The following is a 14485-nucleotide window of genomic DNA, read 5'->3' as shown; positions in this document are numbered from 1 at the left end:
GGGGAGTGGGGCTTAGAAACCGCCCATACCACCCATGCCGCCCATACCACCCATGTCACCACCCATGTCACCACCGGACTTGTCGTCTTTCTTCGGCAGTTCGGTGATCATGGCTTCCGTGGTGATCATCAGGCCGGCAATGCTGGAGGCCTTCTGCAACGCGGTACGGGTGACCTTGGTCGGGTCGATGACGCCCATCTCGAACATGTCGCCATATTCGTCGGTGGCGGCGTTGTAGCCGTAGCCGTCTTTACCGCCCACAACCTTGTTCAGCACTACGCTGCCTTCACCGCCGGCATTGGCGACGATCTGACGCAATGGCTCTTCGATGGCACGACGGATGATGGCAACACCCATGTCCTGGTCGTGGTTGGCGGTCTTGAAGCCTTCCAGTGCGTGACGGGCGCGAACCAGTGCCACGCCGCCGCCGGGGACGATGCCTTCTTCGACAGCCGCACGGGTAGCGTGCAGGGCGTCTTCGACACGAGCCTTTTTCTCCTTCATTTCCATCTCGGAACCGGCACCGACCTTGATGACGGCAACGCCACCGGCCAGCTTGGCCACGCGCTCCTGGAGCTTCTCGCGATCGTAGTCGGAGCTGGCATCTTCCATCTGACGACGGATCTGCTCAACGCGCGCCTTGATCTCGCTCTGCTGACCAGCGCCATCGATCATGGTGGTGTTTTCCTTGTCGATGACAATTTTCTTGGCCTGGCCGAGATCGGCGAGGGTGGTACTCTCCAGCTTCATGCCGATTTCTTCGGAAACCACGCGACCGCCGGTCAGAATGGCCATGTCTTCGAGCATCGCCTTGCGACGATCACCAAAGCCAGGGGCCTTGACCGCAGCGACCTTGATGATGCCGCGCATGGTGTTGACGACCAGGGTAGCCAACGCTTCGCCTTCGACATCTTCAGCGACGATCAGCAGCGGACGACTGGACTTGGCGACCTGCTCCAGGATGGGCAGCATGTCGCGGATGGAGGAGATTTTCTTGTCGTGCAGGAGGATGTAAGGATTCTCCAGCTCGGCAACCATCTTGTCCTGGTTGTTGACGAAGTAGGGGGAGAGGTAGCCGCGGTCGAACTGCATACCTTCGACGACGTCCAGCTCATTGGCGAGGCCGGAACCTTCTTCCACGGTGATGACGCCTTCGTTGCCGACCTTCTCCATGGCTTCGGCAATGATCTTGCCGATGGAGTCGTCAGAGTTGGCGGAGATGGTGCCTACCTGAGCCACTTCCTTCTGGGTCTTGCAGGGCTTGGACTGTTTCTTCAACTCTTCGACGATGACGACGACGGACTTGTCGATGCCGCGCTTCAGGTCCATGGGGTTCATGCCGGCGATGACGGCCTTGAGGCCTTCGCGGATGATGGCCTGGGCCAGAACGGTAGCGGTGGTGGTACCGTCACCGGCTTCGTCGGAAGCCTGGGAGGCGACTTCTTTCACCATCTGCGCGCCCATGTTCTCGAACTTGTCGGCCAGTTCGATTTCCTTGGCGACGGAGACGCCGTCCTTGGTGATGGTGGGGGCACCGAAAGATTTGTCGAGCACCACGTTACGACCCTTGGGACCTAAGGTGACCTTGACGGCATCGGCAAGCACGTTAACGCCGCGCAACATCTTCTCGCGGGCATGTTCGGCAAAGGCTACTTGTTTAGCTGGCATAAATACTCCTCAAAATATGTGGATAGGGTTGGGATATTCAGCAATGCTTACTTTTCGACGACCGCCATGATGTCGTCTTCACGCATCACCAACAGTTCTTCGCCGTCTACCTTGATTTCAGTGCCGGCATATTTAGCGAACAGCACGCGATCGCCGACTTTGAGGTCGAGGGCACGAATCTTGCCGTCTTCCAGAATTTTGCCATGGCCAACGGCAACGATTTCACCCTGTACAGGCTTTTCTTTGGCAGTGTCGGGAATGATAATCCCGCCCGCAGTCTTTTGTTCTTCTTCCAGACGACGGATGACGACACGATCATGCAAAGGACGCAATTTCATTGAGCATTTCCTCGTTTTATACAGGTTAGTGGATGACTCCATCCTGGGTGCTGTTAGCAGTCACACCCATCGAGTGCTAATGATAGGCGCTAAGAATGTTCTGTCAAGGGGCGGCCGGAGCTGAGGTGTTCGTTTAGGAAATACGGGTCCAAAGGGATTGCAGGCTGCGCAGGAGCACAGTATCGGCGCCCTGCAAGCGATGATTTATCCCAGGTAAGGGGCGGATAGTCAGTTCCGGCGCATGGGCGCGGGCGGCGAACTGATAACTGAGGGCAAGGGGTACGTCCTTATCGGCGCTGCCGTGGAGAATTTCTACGGGACAACGCAGATAAGGCGGGAAGCGCAGAAAATCGTAGCGCCAACTGTCTGCCACCAGATCAAACCGCATGTGCAGTTCGCCGAGGCCATAAGGATCTTCCCAGCAGCGCAGGTTGGTGTCCTGCCAGGCTTGTTGTTCGTCAGCGGGCAGGTTCCGGAAAATTTCCTGAATAAAGTTGTAGGCGGGGGCGATGAGTAACAGGGCGCGGATCTGTTTTGGCCAGCGGGTGGCGGCGATGGTGCCCAGCCAGCCACCCAGGCTGGAGCCTACCAAAAGCACTGGACGGTTTTCCAGCATTTGCAAAATCAATTGGAGGTCCGCCAGATAGCGGGACAGAGTCAGGGCCTGAAACAGTCCGTCCGAGCGTCCGACGCCACGCGGATCAAAGCGTACCCAGGACCAGCCTTGCACCTGCGCGCTGCGGGCGAGGAGTCGTGATTTGGCGCCCTCCATGTTGGAGGCGAAGCCGGGCAGAAAGACGCCGACGGGGTCAGTATGGGTTTCATGAATGAGTCCGCAAACGCGTTCCCCGTTGGGATGAACCAGAGTAAAAGGTCTTTCGGCTGAGAGGGACACAGGCTGCTCCGCGCAAAAAAGGGCGACTTTAATCGCCCTAAAACCACAAAGGAGGAAAGAAACATGCGCTGCAGCCTGCTACTGACTGCAGCGAAAAATATTAGCAAATTACAGGAACGCTGGCAAATTACATTCCGACCGGTCGGATAAAAGAAGGGCGGACCGTGAGGTCCGCCCAAAACCACCAAAGGAGGAAGAAACATGCGCTCGCAACCATTACAGCCGCTTGCAAAGGATTAGAGAACGAGGTCTGCAGAAAGTTCCATGCCGCTGGGATTTCTTTCTGAGACCCCGTATCCTCAGCGTGGTGGCGCAGTTCTTGCTGCCTTAAGGAACGGATAACCTGCGGAAAATGTCCGCAGGGTAATGACAGCGTGGTGAGGAGCGATGCAGGGATGAAAATTGGAGCAGGGAATAGGACCATTCGGGCCAGGAACGTATCGGTGTGGAGTGCCATTTTCGGTTTCCTGCTGCTGTTTTGGCTGCCGTTAACCCACGCTGCACCATTCTTGGCGCCGGACCAGGCCTTTCGCTTTGACGCGAGACTGAGCGGCCACGACCAGTTGCAACTGCGCTGGAATGTGGCGCCGGGATACCACCTGTACCGCGACCGGATAAAATTCTCCGTGACTCCGGGCAGCATTATCCTCGGCCGTTACACCTTGCCCACGGGGATGATGCTGAATGATCCGGCCTTTGGCAAAGTACGGGTGCTGGAAGGACAAAATACCCTCACGGTACCTTTCACCATCCAAGGTGCGGCCCCTGCGTTCATTGAACTAAAAGGCACCTATCAGGGCTGTGCCAATGCCGGCGTTTGTTACCCTGAGCAGACCAAGACGATCAGGCTGGCTTTGCCCCGGCAAGCTATGGCATCTTCGGCGGCGCCTGTTGTGCAGTCACCGAACGTGGTGGCCACATCTGCCGCGATCAGCCCGACGAGTAATGCCGGGGCCATCGCGGGGGCTTTGCAGGGTCGTTTCTGGCTGACGTTGGGGCTCTTTTTCCTCTCCGGGCTGGGTCTGGCGTTCACACCCTGTATTTTCCCCATGATCCCTATTCTCTCGGCGCTGATTATCGGGCAGGAGGCGGGGCACGGCCAGCAACGCTCACGTGCCTTTGCGCTTTCCATCGCCTATGTGCTGGGAATGTCGCTGACTTATACGATTGCCGGAGTGCTTGCGGCGGTGACTGGTGCCTATATGCAGGCGGCCTTTCAGAGCCCTTGGGTACTGGGGGTTTTTGCATGTATTTTCGTGCTGCTGGCACTGTCCATGTTTGATTTTTACGAACTGCAAATGCCGAGCAGTATCCAGACGCGCCTGGCGGGCGCGGGACGGGGCGGACATCTGTTCAGTACCTTTGTCATGGGGGCACTGTCAGCGCTGATTGTCGGACCTTGCGTGGCGGCACCCCTGGCGGGCGGGCTGCTCTTTATTTCGCAGACGGGGAATGTTTTTCTTGGCGGATTATCGCTCTTCGTGCTCAGTTTGGGGATGGGGGTGCCCTTACTGATCATCGGCACTTCCGCTGGCCATTTGTTGCCGCGCGCTGGCGCTTGGATGGATGCCGTCAAAGCGGTTTTTGGTGTATTGATGTTGGGCGTCGCTATCTGGCTGCTGGCTCGGGTTCTGCCGGGACCGGTGAGTCTGGCCTTGTGGTCAGCGCTGGCGGTGGTCAGCGCCATGTATCTTGGCGCGTTGGATGTGATGGCGGCGGGCGCCTCGGGCTGGCGCCGTTTCTGGAAAGGTGTCGGCGTCTTATTGCTGGCCTATGGTTTGGTTATGGGCTTGGGGGCACTGAGTGGGGCCAGTGATCCGTTACAACCACTGACACCTTACACGGCAGGACCGGCGCATCAGGAAACTCGGCCGGGTGCGCTGCACTTTAGCGTGGTAAAAACTCCGGAGGCTTTACAGAATGCGCTGGCGCAAGCCCACGGCAAGCCGGTACTGGTGGATTACTGGGCAAGTTGGTGCGTGGAATGCGTGCGTATGGATAAAGTCACTTTCGCCGATCCGCGGGTACGGGCCGCTTTACGGGGATGGGTGCTGATCCGCGTGGATGTAACAAAGGATGATGCCGCCAGTCGTGTCCTCCTGAAACGTCACAATCTGGTCGGCCCTCCCGCCTTCATCGCCGTAGGTGCCGACGGCAAGATGGCCGCGCAGCAGGAAGGGTATTTAGGATCAGAGGCGTTTTTGCAGTGGCTGCCGAAATCTTAGAGTAGTCATGCCGATGCTTTTCAGTGCCCCGTCGCCTTCTTTACTGGCCAGCCCTTGAGCACATAAAGTGTCCCGCAATACGGGCAGCGGACTTCCCCGGTTTCTTCGATCTTGAGAAAGACCCGGGGGTGCCCGTTCCAGCGGCTCATGCTGGGCATGGGGCAGTAGAGGGGGAGGTCTTTGGCTTCCACCTCGGTATAGCTCTGGTCACAGCACTTGATGGGTTGGGTCATGGGGTCAGCCAACGTGATGCAGCCATTCCGGATGGTCATCGCGGCGCCCGGTTACGGTGTCGAAGTAGCGGCTTTGCAGCATTTCGGTGACCGGACCACGATGCCCTTCGCCGATGACCCGGCCATCAATCTCGCGGATGGGGGTGACTTCCGCCGCGGTGCCGGTGAAGAAGGCTTCGTCGGCAATATAGAACTCGTCGCGGGTCAGTTGTTTCTCGACGATGGGGATGCCGGCTTCGCGGGCGAAGCGCAGGATGGTATCGCGAGTGATACCCTCCAGGGCGCTGGTCAGTGTCGGCGTGTAAAGAACGCCGTCGCGGATCATAAAGATATTTTCGCCGGAACCTTCCGCGACATAGCCTTCACGATCCAGCAGCAGGGCTTCATCATAGCCGCAGGATGAAGCCTCGCGCTGGGCCAGCATGGAGTTCATGTAGTTGCCGGTGGCCTTGGCCTTGCACAGGTGCACGTTGACATGGTGACGGCTGAAGGAACTCACCTTGACGCGGATCCCTTTTTCCAGCGCTTCCTGGCCCAGATAGCTGCCCCAGCTCCAGGCGGCGATGAGTGCATGGACCTTGAGTCCCTTGGCGGACAAGCCCATACCTTCAGCGCCGTAGAAGAGTAGGGGGCGGATATAAGCGGACTCCAGCTTATTGGCGCGGATGACTTCTTTGGTGGCGTCGTTGATCTGCTCTTGCGTGAAGGGGACCTCCATCTGCAAAATCTTGGCGCTGTTGAAGAGGCGTTTGGTGTGTTCCGGCAGGCGGAAAATGGCGGTGCCCTGGAGGGTGGCATAGGCACGTTCGCCCTCAAAACAGCCCATGCCGTAATGTAGGCTGTGGGTGAGGCCATGCACGGTGGCCTCCCGCCAGGGGACCATCTTGCCGTCAAACCAGATAAAACCGTCGCGTTCCGCCATGGACATCGTCACATCTCCTGTTAATCGCTATAACTGCCAATGAGTTCCTGCCAAATCTCCCGCACTCCATGCGCTGCGGCTTGTAGCGCGTCCCAATCGGGAACCGCTGCAGTGCGAATTTCGTTGCCCTGCAAATTCAGCCAGCGCCGGTTTTCTTCCTGGCGGTACAGTCGCCAGGCTTGCCCGAGGACGGCGCCCCGTTCCGCGTTCCAGATACCCGCGCGGGTCAGTGCGGCTATCCCTGCGGCGGTCCCGGTATCCTGGCATAGAGTCGGCTGCCGGGAGCAAGCCTCTAGCATAGCAAATTGTACGAGAAACTCGATATCTGTGAGACCACCGGGGCTCAGTTTGAGGTGAAAGGCGTCCTGGGCGATGGTTTTGCTCCGATAAATGCGCTGCCGCATGCTGCGGACGTCTTCCACTAACTGCTCGGGATGGCGCGGCCGACTGAGGATTTCTGCACGCAAGCGGGTAAAACGGGCACCGAGTTCCCCATCCCCGGCGACCCAGCGGGCACGGGTGAGGGCTTGATGTTCCCAGGTCCAGGCGGATTCGTGCTGATAGCGGCTGAAGGCCTCCAACGTCGTGACTAGAGGCCCGGATTGCCCACTCGGGCGCAGGCGCATGTCGATCTGGTAGAGCAGACCGGCACGGGTGAGGGTGCTGAGGATGTGAATAAGCCGTTGTCCGAGACGGGCAAACCAGATAGGGGCAGGAAGGGGCAGGGCACCGTCGCTTTCGGTGTCGAGGGATGCGTCATAGAGGTAGACCAGGTCGAGATCGGAGGCAAGACCCATTTCCCGGCCGCCCAATTTGCCCAGGGCGATAACGATGAAGGGGGCCACCTGGCCGTTGCCGGTCCGCACGCTGCCGTGGCGACGCTGCATTTCCGCTTCGGCCCAGGCCAATGCGGTTTGCAGGGTAAGCTGGGCGAGGTCACTGAGTTGGGGGAGCAGGGTCTCCACAGGCATCTGGTTCGTCCAGAAGGCGGCGGCGAGGCGCAGGACTTCGGCGTTTTTGAAGCGCCGCAGGGCATCCATTCGTTCTTCCATATCCTCAGCGAGCTGTAACTGTGCAGCGAGGGCTTGCGGCCAGTGCTCGGGGCTGATGATCGTGTCGCCGAGTACGTCATCCAGCAGGATGGGGAAGCGTGCCAGTTCCTGTGCCAGCCAGGGGCTGTGCAGTAACTCCGCGATGCGCATGAGGTACGGCGGATTTTCCGCAAGCAGGGCGAGGTAGTTGGCACGCCCCAGAATGGCCTCAATGAGGGTAAGGAAGCGATGTAACCAGGCGTCGGTGTCTGGCTGGGCGCTGCAGAGATCGAGGGCCAGTGGAAGCAGGCGATCGAGGCGTTGACGTCCTTCTGTAGAGAGACGGCTGGCCACATCGCGGCTGTGGGTGAAACGCCAGAGGCGTGTCCATACGGCTTCCGGTGCCGTGAAGCGCAGGACCTGGAGCAGATCGCTGGGAACGGTTTCCAGCGCATTGGTCTGAGCGCGTTGCCAGAGTTTCTCTCCATTGCTGTTTTTACCCTGGCGATCATCCTTCCCGGAGGCCAGGGTGCGCTGAAAGATGACGTGGTTCTGCTGGCGGAAGGTGTCGAGGGTTTCGCGCATGGTCATGACATCAGGGAAACCCATGCCGCAGGCCAGGCGTTGCCATTCCAGCTCAGAGTGCGGTAATTGCTGAGTCTGCTGATCATCGACCATTTGCAGGCAATGTTCAGTATTGCGCAAAAAAAGATAAGCGCGGCGTAGCCGGTCGGTATCGTCCGCGGGCAGTAATCCGGCACTGGCGATGGCCGCAAGGGTATCCAGGGTGTTGGTGCTGCGCAGGGCGGGTTGGCGGCCACCGTGGATAATTTGCAGGGATTGACAGACAAACTCGATTTCACGGATGCCGCCTTGGCCCTTTTTGATGTCGTTGCTGCTGCCACCCTGTTCCGCATCCATGAGGGCTTTGACTTCCCGCAGGCCGGTGAGGGCGGTGTAGTCCAGGTAGCGGCGATAGACAAAAGGGCGCAGGGTGTGGAGGAGGTTTTGGCCTAAGGCGAGGTCACCCGCGACGGGGCGCGCCTTGATAAAGGCGTAGCGCTCCCAGCCGCGGCCATGCACCTGATAGTATTGCTCCATGGCCGCGACGGAGATGCAGAGGGGGGCGGCATCTCCGAAAGGGCGTAGGCGCATGTCGACGCGGAAGCAGAAGCCGTCAGCCGTCCGCTGATCGAGGGCCTGAATCAGCCAGCGACCGAGGCGTTGGAAGTATGTGCTGTTGTCGAGGGGGATGGGGCCATCCGTCTCGCCGTCTTCGCCGTAGCAGAAGATGAGGTCGATGTCGGAGGAGAGATTGAGTTCGCGTCCTCCCAGCTTGCCCATGCCGAGGACGGTGAAAGACACCTCTTGACCGTCGTCGTTGCGGGGGATGCCATGGCGCTGGCGCAGCATCTCTACGCCATAAGCATAAGCCTGTTGCAGACAGATTTCGGCCAGCTCGCTGAGGGCGGCTACTGTTTCTGGATAATGTTCGCCGGGCTGACGATCCTGCCAGATGATTTCTACCATACGGGCATTGCGGTACTGGCGCAGATTGGCAAGGAAGACGTCGCTGCTGAGTCCATGGCTGGTGGCAAGGTCGCTGTGTCCGCCGCGTGCAAGGCGCGGCAACCAGTGGGGATGACGGAGGAGGAGTTGGCGCGCAAAGGGGCTGACACAAGCGATATGTGCCCAGTGTGCGGCAAAGGCAGATCCCAGGTGTCGGAGCTCGGTCTGCTCCTCAGCAGAGAGGGCGGCCCAGGTGGTTTCGAGCGGTTCGGTGATCGCCGCCGCTTCCAGGGGTAACAGATTAATGGCGTGGATGATTTCCTCGGGTAACTCGGGGGCCGCCATGCGTGCTCCTTCCGGTGGTGTTCCGCATCGTGTGTATGGGCAGTGTAACTTAATCTCTGTTTTGGGGTCCGCATGAGGCTCTGTGGTGCTTCTTGTGCTAGGATTTTGTGCGGTTACCGTTGGCGCGTTACGCGGTGCTATATGGTAACGCGATCCGCAGAGAGAATCGTAGCAGGGAGCACATTACATTACCTCACGGCGTTTACCGGCGTTGACCGGACGGGTTGGCTGATATTGCGGGTTTTCAAGGAGAGGCGTGCCTTGCCGCGCTTACGCCTGACTTTTGCCGGTGCCCGCCGGGCGGGCGGTTGGCTGCTGGCCATCGTGCCGACCGTGCTGGTGTTGCCGACGGTGGTTTTTTATCTTCTGCTGATTCCCCATCTGGAATTATTGCGTCCCTATGTTTCTCAATACCTGTCGCGGGCTTGGGGTGCTCCGGTGCAGGTGCGCGGGATGCGCTTGGGCTGGAACTGGGGACCGTCGCTGGAATTGGCCACGTTGCGGGTGGGTCCGTCTGCACAGCCGGAACTGGCGCTGCACGGGGTGCACCTACGCCTTTTTGCCTTGCCACTGCTCTGGGGGGACCTGGTAGCGCGGGATTTCCGCGTTGCGGACGGCGAGGTGTCCGTCGTTCAGGTGGCCAACGGTGGCTGGCAGGTGGCCGGACAGTCGCTGGGACGTGGCGGGTCGCCTTTGCCACTGGTGCCGCTGGATCTGGACTGGGCCCATGTGGATGTTCAGCACCTGACTCTACAATGGCGCTCCCAGTTGCAGGCCGCTCCCGTTTCTCTGCAGGTACGGTGGCAGAGCAGCGGTGGTCTGCGCCCACGGATGCAGGTGCGGGTGCGCTGGTCACCGCAAGGCTTCTTGCGCTACTCAGGAGCGGCGCGTGGCGTTTTTACCCGTCCGGGGCGTTCCTCCGGCAGCGGTAATTGGATATTGCAATCGTTGCCGCTGCCGTGGCTTCATCTCGCGGATCCGCGCCTGCCGATGTTGAGCGGAAACGTGAGTGGCAGCGGGCGCCTGCAATGGCGTTATGGCTTGCCGCGCACCGCTACCGGGCAATTTGCCGTGCATGACGCCGGGGTGGACGGCAAGCAGTGGGCACAAATCCATGGCCATCTGGGCTGGGTTGGAACGGGTTCTACCGGGACATTGCAGCTTGCTGATTTGACAGGACTTGCCGCACAACCTTTGGCAATGCGCTTGGGGCTCAACTGGCGCCATCGCCTGCAATGGCAGGTGCAAACGCCACTGTTTCCCGCCGCACTTCTCCAGAACGTGCCGGAGATGGTCCTCCCCGCGCAACTCCGGTGGATACCTCAGCAACGGTGGCAAGGTAACCTGCGCGACCTGCGCTTTCGCTCATACAGCGCCGAACACCACCAGCCCGTCACTTGGGAGCTTCAGGCCGTACTTCATGGCATTGGTGTTCCACCCCATGGATACTGGTTCGGCGTGCAGGGCCTTAGCGGCGACCTCGTCATTCGCCCGGAAGTAGTAAAATTTCATATGGTTAGTCAGAAGCTTACCCTGGACTGGCCGCAGCACTTCGCGGCACCGCTGCATTTGCAGGAAATTTCGGCACGGATTGTCGCCCGGAAAACAGACGCAGACTGGACGATTCAGGCCAATCCGATCGCGTTTAAGGGCCCTGGTCGCCTGCACGCCAGCCTCGCGGTGCAGGGCCAGCAATTGCGTCTGAAGGCTCAGCTTGACGATATGCCCACGACGGCGCTGGCGGATTTCGTACCGCAGAGCGGTATTAGTCCTGCCCTGCGCCACTGGTTGCTGCAGGCATTTCAGGCAGGGTCCTTGCAGCATGCTGATCTGCGGTGGCGGGGACCATGGAATCACCTTCCCCGCCAGGCGCTGGGCGGACATTTTTCGCTGCGGGCGAATTTTCGCCATGTGACCCTGCATTATGCCCCGCACTGGCCAATGGCGACGCAAGTGAACGCGCAACTCCTCTGGCTGGGAGACCGCCTTTCCGTTCAGAGCCATCAGGGTGACATTTTCGGGATGCCGGTTGCTTCCGCCAGCATCGATCTCAACCATCTTTTCGCAGCGCATACTTCACCGCTGCAGGTAACCTTGAAGACGCCGATCCCGTTGGATAAATTGCTGCCCTTTTTGCGGGAAACACCCATACTGGAGGGCAAGGCCGTGGCGAATATGCCTCTGCGTCTGAGCGGGCAGGGACAATTACAATTAGCCTTCAGCATCCCTTTCGGGGCTGAGAAAAGCCAGGTGGATGGCCGAATCGATATCCGTCATGCGGGAGCCGAATGGAGTGGTTGGCAGGCTACCGGTATACAAGGGCCGATTTATTTTCAGCGGGATAAGATTCAGGTTGGCGGGCTGCAAGGCATTTTTGCCGGTGGTCCCGTGCAGGCGAGCCTGCGGGCCAGTCAACTGGCGACCGTGCCGCGCCTGCATTTTTCGCTGCAGGGTGCGCTACAAGCGGCGGATCTGCCGATGCCGGAGCGTTGGCGCACGGCTTTCAGTGGCGTCGTTCCATATCAGGGTAGCGGTACATTGTTAAACGACGAGTTGCGTTTCAAAGGCAGTGCCGACCTGCGCCAAAGTCGTAGTATTTTGCCAGCGCCCTTGAATTGGGCATCAGGCAAGGGTGGCAGCCTGACCGCGCAAGGCCATGGTAACGTGGCTCACCGTCTGCAAGTCAATTTCAATCTACCCATAGGGTCTGCGGTCCTGGACTGGCAACGGGAGAAATCCGGCTGGCGATGGAAGGCTGGCGCCGCCCGTTTGGGTGGAGAAATTCCTCCGTCACTGCCCAGTAATGGGTTTTCCCTTCGGGGCCTTGGTGATAGCCTCTCCGTAGGGCCGTGGCTGAGTATGCTGAGAGGTGGAGCAGACCGCGGGACATGGCCGGAAATCCGCTTCGACCTGCATTGGCGGCATCTGCGTTTTCTGGAACAGGATTGGCCGGATGTGCAGATGCGCGGCCGGGTGGCGGCGGAGAAAAAGCTGTATCTGCAATGCGCCAGCCCCCGGTTATCCGGCGTCTTACAGTATGCGCACGCGCCGCAGCCCATGGTCCCTGCTCAATTGCATCTGGACATCCAGAAATTAAGCATCGCGGCACCGACATTCTCTGGGTCTTCTGCCGCCACCCTTTCGCAAACACTGCGGGGAGCTGCGGGTAATCCGCTGACGCTGCATACCCATGTCGCGCAACTCGATTGGCGGGGCCACAGGGTGCATGACGTAGTGCTGGATGCCGGGCGATCGAAGACCGGCTGGAACATATCTATGCTCAAAGGCGATTGGGCCGGCAGTCAATGGGACTTTAAAGGGTCGTGGCAGGGCGCCGGAGTTGGCCAGTCGACCTTTCAGGGCAATGTCCGCAGCGATAATATCGCCCCTGTTCTGCAGGACATCGGCATGGATACCCTGGACTACGGCCGTGCCGATTATGCGGGAAAGCTGTCCTGGCCGGGCGCGCCCTGGGATTTCTCCGTGGCGCATCTCAGCGGAAACATACAATCAAAGCTGTGGAATGGCCGACTCGGAAAATTGGGTACGGATATTTCCTGGCTCGTCTTCCTGAATCCTACCACGTTATTTCAGGACGTTCTCACCTTTGATTATCGCCCGCTCTTCGGCAGCGGCTTGTTCTTTTCCAAGCTTTTTGCCGATTTCCAGGTACAGGATGGTGTCGCCCATACCCGCAATCTACGCCTTGAGTCCAGCGCGCTCGAAATGAAGGGGGTTGGCGCTGTCGACTTGACACACCGAACCATGAGTATGGGGTTGCAGGTCTATCCCTTGCAGAGTTTTGACTTGCTCCTCGGACATTTTCCGATTCTTGGTCCCGCCCTCTTCGGGAAATCGGGTAAGGTGCTAGAATGGCGTTATCAGGTGGATGGGCCCTGGAAGCATCCGGTGGTGCGTCAGGTCCACGCACCGGTCAAAGCCGGAGGGGAAAAACCATGAAAATCCAGGTTGCCGTAGTGCAGATGGTGTCTTCGGAGGTGCTGGCGGATAACCTCGCCCATGCCGAGTCTCTGCTGGCGCAGGCAGCTATGGGAGGGGCGCAACTGGTGCTCTTGCCTGAGAATTTTGCGCTCATGGGACGCGACGAAAAAGCCAAACTGGCCATTATGGAAGTGGATGGCGATGGCCCGATCCAGTCCTGGCTGGCAGCGCAGGCGCAGCGCTTTGGCCTGTGGTTGATAGGGGGCAGTATTCCCCTGGCCGCCCCTGACGGACGCTGCTATGCCGCCTGCTTGGCCTTCAACCCCGCCGGGCAACGCCAGGCGCGTTATGACAAGATACACCTCTTTGACGTCGATCTGGCGGGCGGCGAAAGTTACCGCGAGTCCCGCACCATTGCCCCCGGCAGGACCCCGGTGGCCGTGACCACGCCCTGGGGCCAGCTTGGCCTCTCTATCTGCTACGACCTACGCTTTCCGGAGTTGTACCGCTGTTATGCGGGGGCTGAATTACTGGCCGTCCCCAGCGCCTTTACCCAGCAGACGGGTGCCGCGCACTGGGAGTGTCTGCTGCGGGCGCGTGCCATTGAGAACCAGGCCTATGTGCTCGCCGCTGATCAGGGTGGTTTGCACCAGAATGGCCGTCAGACCTTCGGCGGCAGTATGATAATTGATCCCTGGGGTCAGGTGCTGGCCCGTCTGGACCAGGGTGAAGGAGTCGCGCTGGCCCAGGTTGACATGGAATTTTTGCAGCGCTGTCGCAGTAATCTGCCTGCCCTGCAGCATCATCGTCGCCAGGCATGTTGCGGCGCTTACCAGGAGATATAGGCGTAACCCTTCTGTTGCAGGATGATAAGGTCCACTGCGCCGCTGAATACCGGCTTCGCCTCAGGAATCAGGCTGGCCTTGTCGATTTTGACGGTCTTCATGGTTTGCTCGCAAGCATTAAAGACCACGCCATACATAGACAGGCTTTGTACCTGTTCCATAATGAATTTTTCGTAGTGGTGATGGTTTTTTGCCGTTTTGACCAGCAGCCAGATACCGGGTCCGAAACAATCAATGACGATGTCTGCGTCGTTATTGAAATGCTGCAGGACCGTTGCCGCACTGTGCAGAATATCTAAAATATAGGCCGCATCAGATTTATTTAGTTGGTAGACCGCTTTGTTCTTGCTGGGTTCCAGCATTTCCCCGGCCTTGCCCTGACCAGCGACGGCCAAAGCACCGACCCCGGCCGCGGCGGCGAGACCTTCCATGAAGTGGCGGCGGGAATGGTTTTTGGCTTGAGCCATGCTATCCTCCTGAGCTTTGCGGGTTGTGATAATCACCCTAAGACTAGCAAAATTTGCGCCGACGT

Annotated in this window: 10 protein-coding genes; 3 read left to right on the top strand and 7 right to left on the bottom strand. The window is 59.2% G+C overall.

Annotation, left to right across the window (positions count from 1 at the left end):
- Positions 1-12: 12 nt before the first annotated feature.
- From groL to PJU76_RS09155, 3 genes are all read right to left on the bottom strand, one after another.
- On the bottom strand, positions 13-1668 hold the full coding sequence (groL, locus tag PJU76_RS09165; RefSeq protein ID WP_271779275.1) for a chaperonin GroEL: 1656 nt from the start codon (positions 1666-1668) through the stop codon (positions 13-15).
- A gap of 47 nt (positions 1669-1715) precedes the next feature.
- A complete protein-coding gene (gene groES / locus PJU76_RS09160) occupies positions 1716-2006 on the bottom strand; it encodes a co-chaperone GroES (RefSeq protein WP_064219362.1) in 291 nt (96 codons plus the stop codon).
- A gap of 133 nt (positions 2007-2139) precedes the next feature.
- Complete coding sequence (locus PJU76_RS09155) at positions 2140-2901, bottom strand: alpha/beta hydrolase (protein WP_271779274.1); 762 nt, start codon at positions 2899-2901, stop codon at positions 2140-2142.
- Positions 2902-3296: 395 nt separating this feature from the next.
- On the opposite strand from PJU76_RS09155, the gene dsbD reads away from it, so the two are divergent.
- The gene (dsbD, locus tag PJU76_RS09150) at positions 3297-5126 is read left to right on the top strand and encodes a protein-disulfide reductase DsbD (RefSeq protein WP_456298491.1); all 1830 of its coding nucleotides are present in this window, start codon (positions 3297-3299) and stop codon (positions 5124-5126) included.
- Positions 5127-5146: 20 nt separating this feature from the next.
- Here dsbD and PJU76_RS09145 read toward each other — a convergent pair whose 3' ends face one another.
- From PJU76_RS09145 to glnE, 3 genes are read right to left on the bottom strand one after another with little or no spacing between them, the layout of a single operon-like run.
- On the bottom strand, positions 5147-5359 hold the full coding sequence (locus PJU76_RS09145; protein WP_215850352.1) for a zinc-finger domain-containing protein: 213 nt from the start codon (positions 5357-5359) through the stop codon (positions 5147-5149).
- A gap of 4 nt (positions 5360-5363) precedes the next feature.
- A complete protein-coding gene (locus PJU76_RS09140; protein ID WP_271779272.1) occupies positions 5364-6287 on the bottom strand; it encodes a branched-chain amino acid transaminase in 924 nt (307 codons plus the stop codon).
- A 14-nt stretch (positions 6288-6301) separates the two neighbouring features.
- Positions 6302-9166, bottom strand: a complete 2865-nt coding sequence (gene glnE / locus PJU76_RS09135; RefSeq protein ID WP_271779271.1) for a bifunctional [glutamate--ammonia ligase]-adenylyl-L-tyrosine phosphorylase/[glutamate--ammonia-ligase] adenylyltransferase — start codon at positions 9164-9166, stop codon at positions 6302-6304.
- Positions 9167-9307: 141 nt separating this feature from the next.
- Between glnE and PJU76_RS09130 the strand changes: the two genes are divergently transcribed.
- The gene (locus tag PJU76_RS09130; protein ID WP_271779270.1) at positions 9308-13126 is read left to right on the top strand and encodes a YhdP family phospholipid transporter; all 3819 of its coding nucleotides are present in this window, start codon (positions 9308-9310) and stop codon (positions 13124-13126) included.
- Positions 13123-13953: a carbon-nitrogen hydrolase family protein gene (locus PJU76_RS09125; RefSeq protein ID WP_271779269.1), complete on the top strand. Its 831-nt coding sequence runs from the start codon at positions 13123-13125 to the stop codon at positions 13951-13953. Before PJU76_RS09130 ends, PJU76_RS09125 begins: the two co-directional genes overlap by 4 nt.
- Here PJU76_RS09125 and PJU76_RS09120 read toward each other — a convergent pair.
- On the bottom strand, positions 13938-14420 hold the full coding sequence (locus tag PJU76_RS09120) for a DsrE family protein (protein WP_271779268.1): 483 nt from the start codon (positions 14418-14420) through the stop codon (positions 13938-13940). The two genes, PJU76_RS09125 and PJU76_RS09120, sit on opposite strands and share 16 nt — an antisense overlap.
- Positions 14421-14485: the final 65 nt, after the last annotated feature.

The organism is Acidithiobacillus ferriphilus (genome assembly GCF_028215975.1).
GTDB lineage: Bacteria > Pseudomonadota > Gammaproteobacteria > Acidithiobacillales > Acidithiobacillaceae > Acidithiobacillus > Acidithiobacillus ferriphilus.
This window is presented reverse-complemented; position numbering and strand designations above follow the sequence as displayed.

Bases quoted from the DNA above. Each gene is read 5' to 3' on its own strand.
- groL (WP_271779275.1), bottom strand. From the start codon at position 1,668: ATGCCAGCTAAACAAGTAGCCTTTGCCGAACATGCCCGCGAGAAGATG.
- groES (WP_064219362.1), bottom strand. From the start codon at position 2,006: ATGAAATTGCGTCCTTTGCATGATCGTGTCGTCATCCGTCGTCTGGAA.
- dsbD (WP_456298491.1), top strand. From the start codon at position 3,297: ATGAAAATTGGAGCAGGGAATAGGACCATTCGGGCCAGGAACGTATCG.
- PJU76_RS09145 (WP_215850352.1), bottom strand. From the start codon at position 5,359: ATGACCCAACCCATCAAGTGCTGTGACCAGAGCTATACCGAGGTGGAA.
- PJU76_RS09140 (WP_271779272.1), bottom strand. From the start codon at position 6,287: ATGTCCATGGCGGAACGCGACGGTTTTATCTGGTTTGACGGCAAGATG.
- glnE (WP_271779271.1), bottom strand. From the start codon at position 9,166: ATGGCGGCCCCCGAGTTACCCGAGGAAATCATCCACGCCATTAATCTG.
- PJU76_RS09130 (WP_271779270.1), top strand. From the start codon at position 9,308: ATGGTAACGCGATCCGCAGAGAGAATCGTAGCAGGGAGCACATTACAT.
- PJU76_RS09125 (WP_271779269.1), top strand. From the start codon at position 13,123: ATGAAAATCCAGGTTGCCGTAGTGCAGATGGTGTCTTCGGAGGTGCTG.
- PJU76_RS09120 (WP_271779268.1), bottom strand. From the start codon at position 14,420: ATGGCTCAAGCCAAAAACCATTCCCGCCGCCACTTCATGGAAGGTCTC.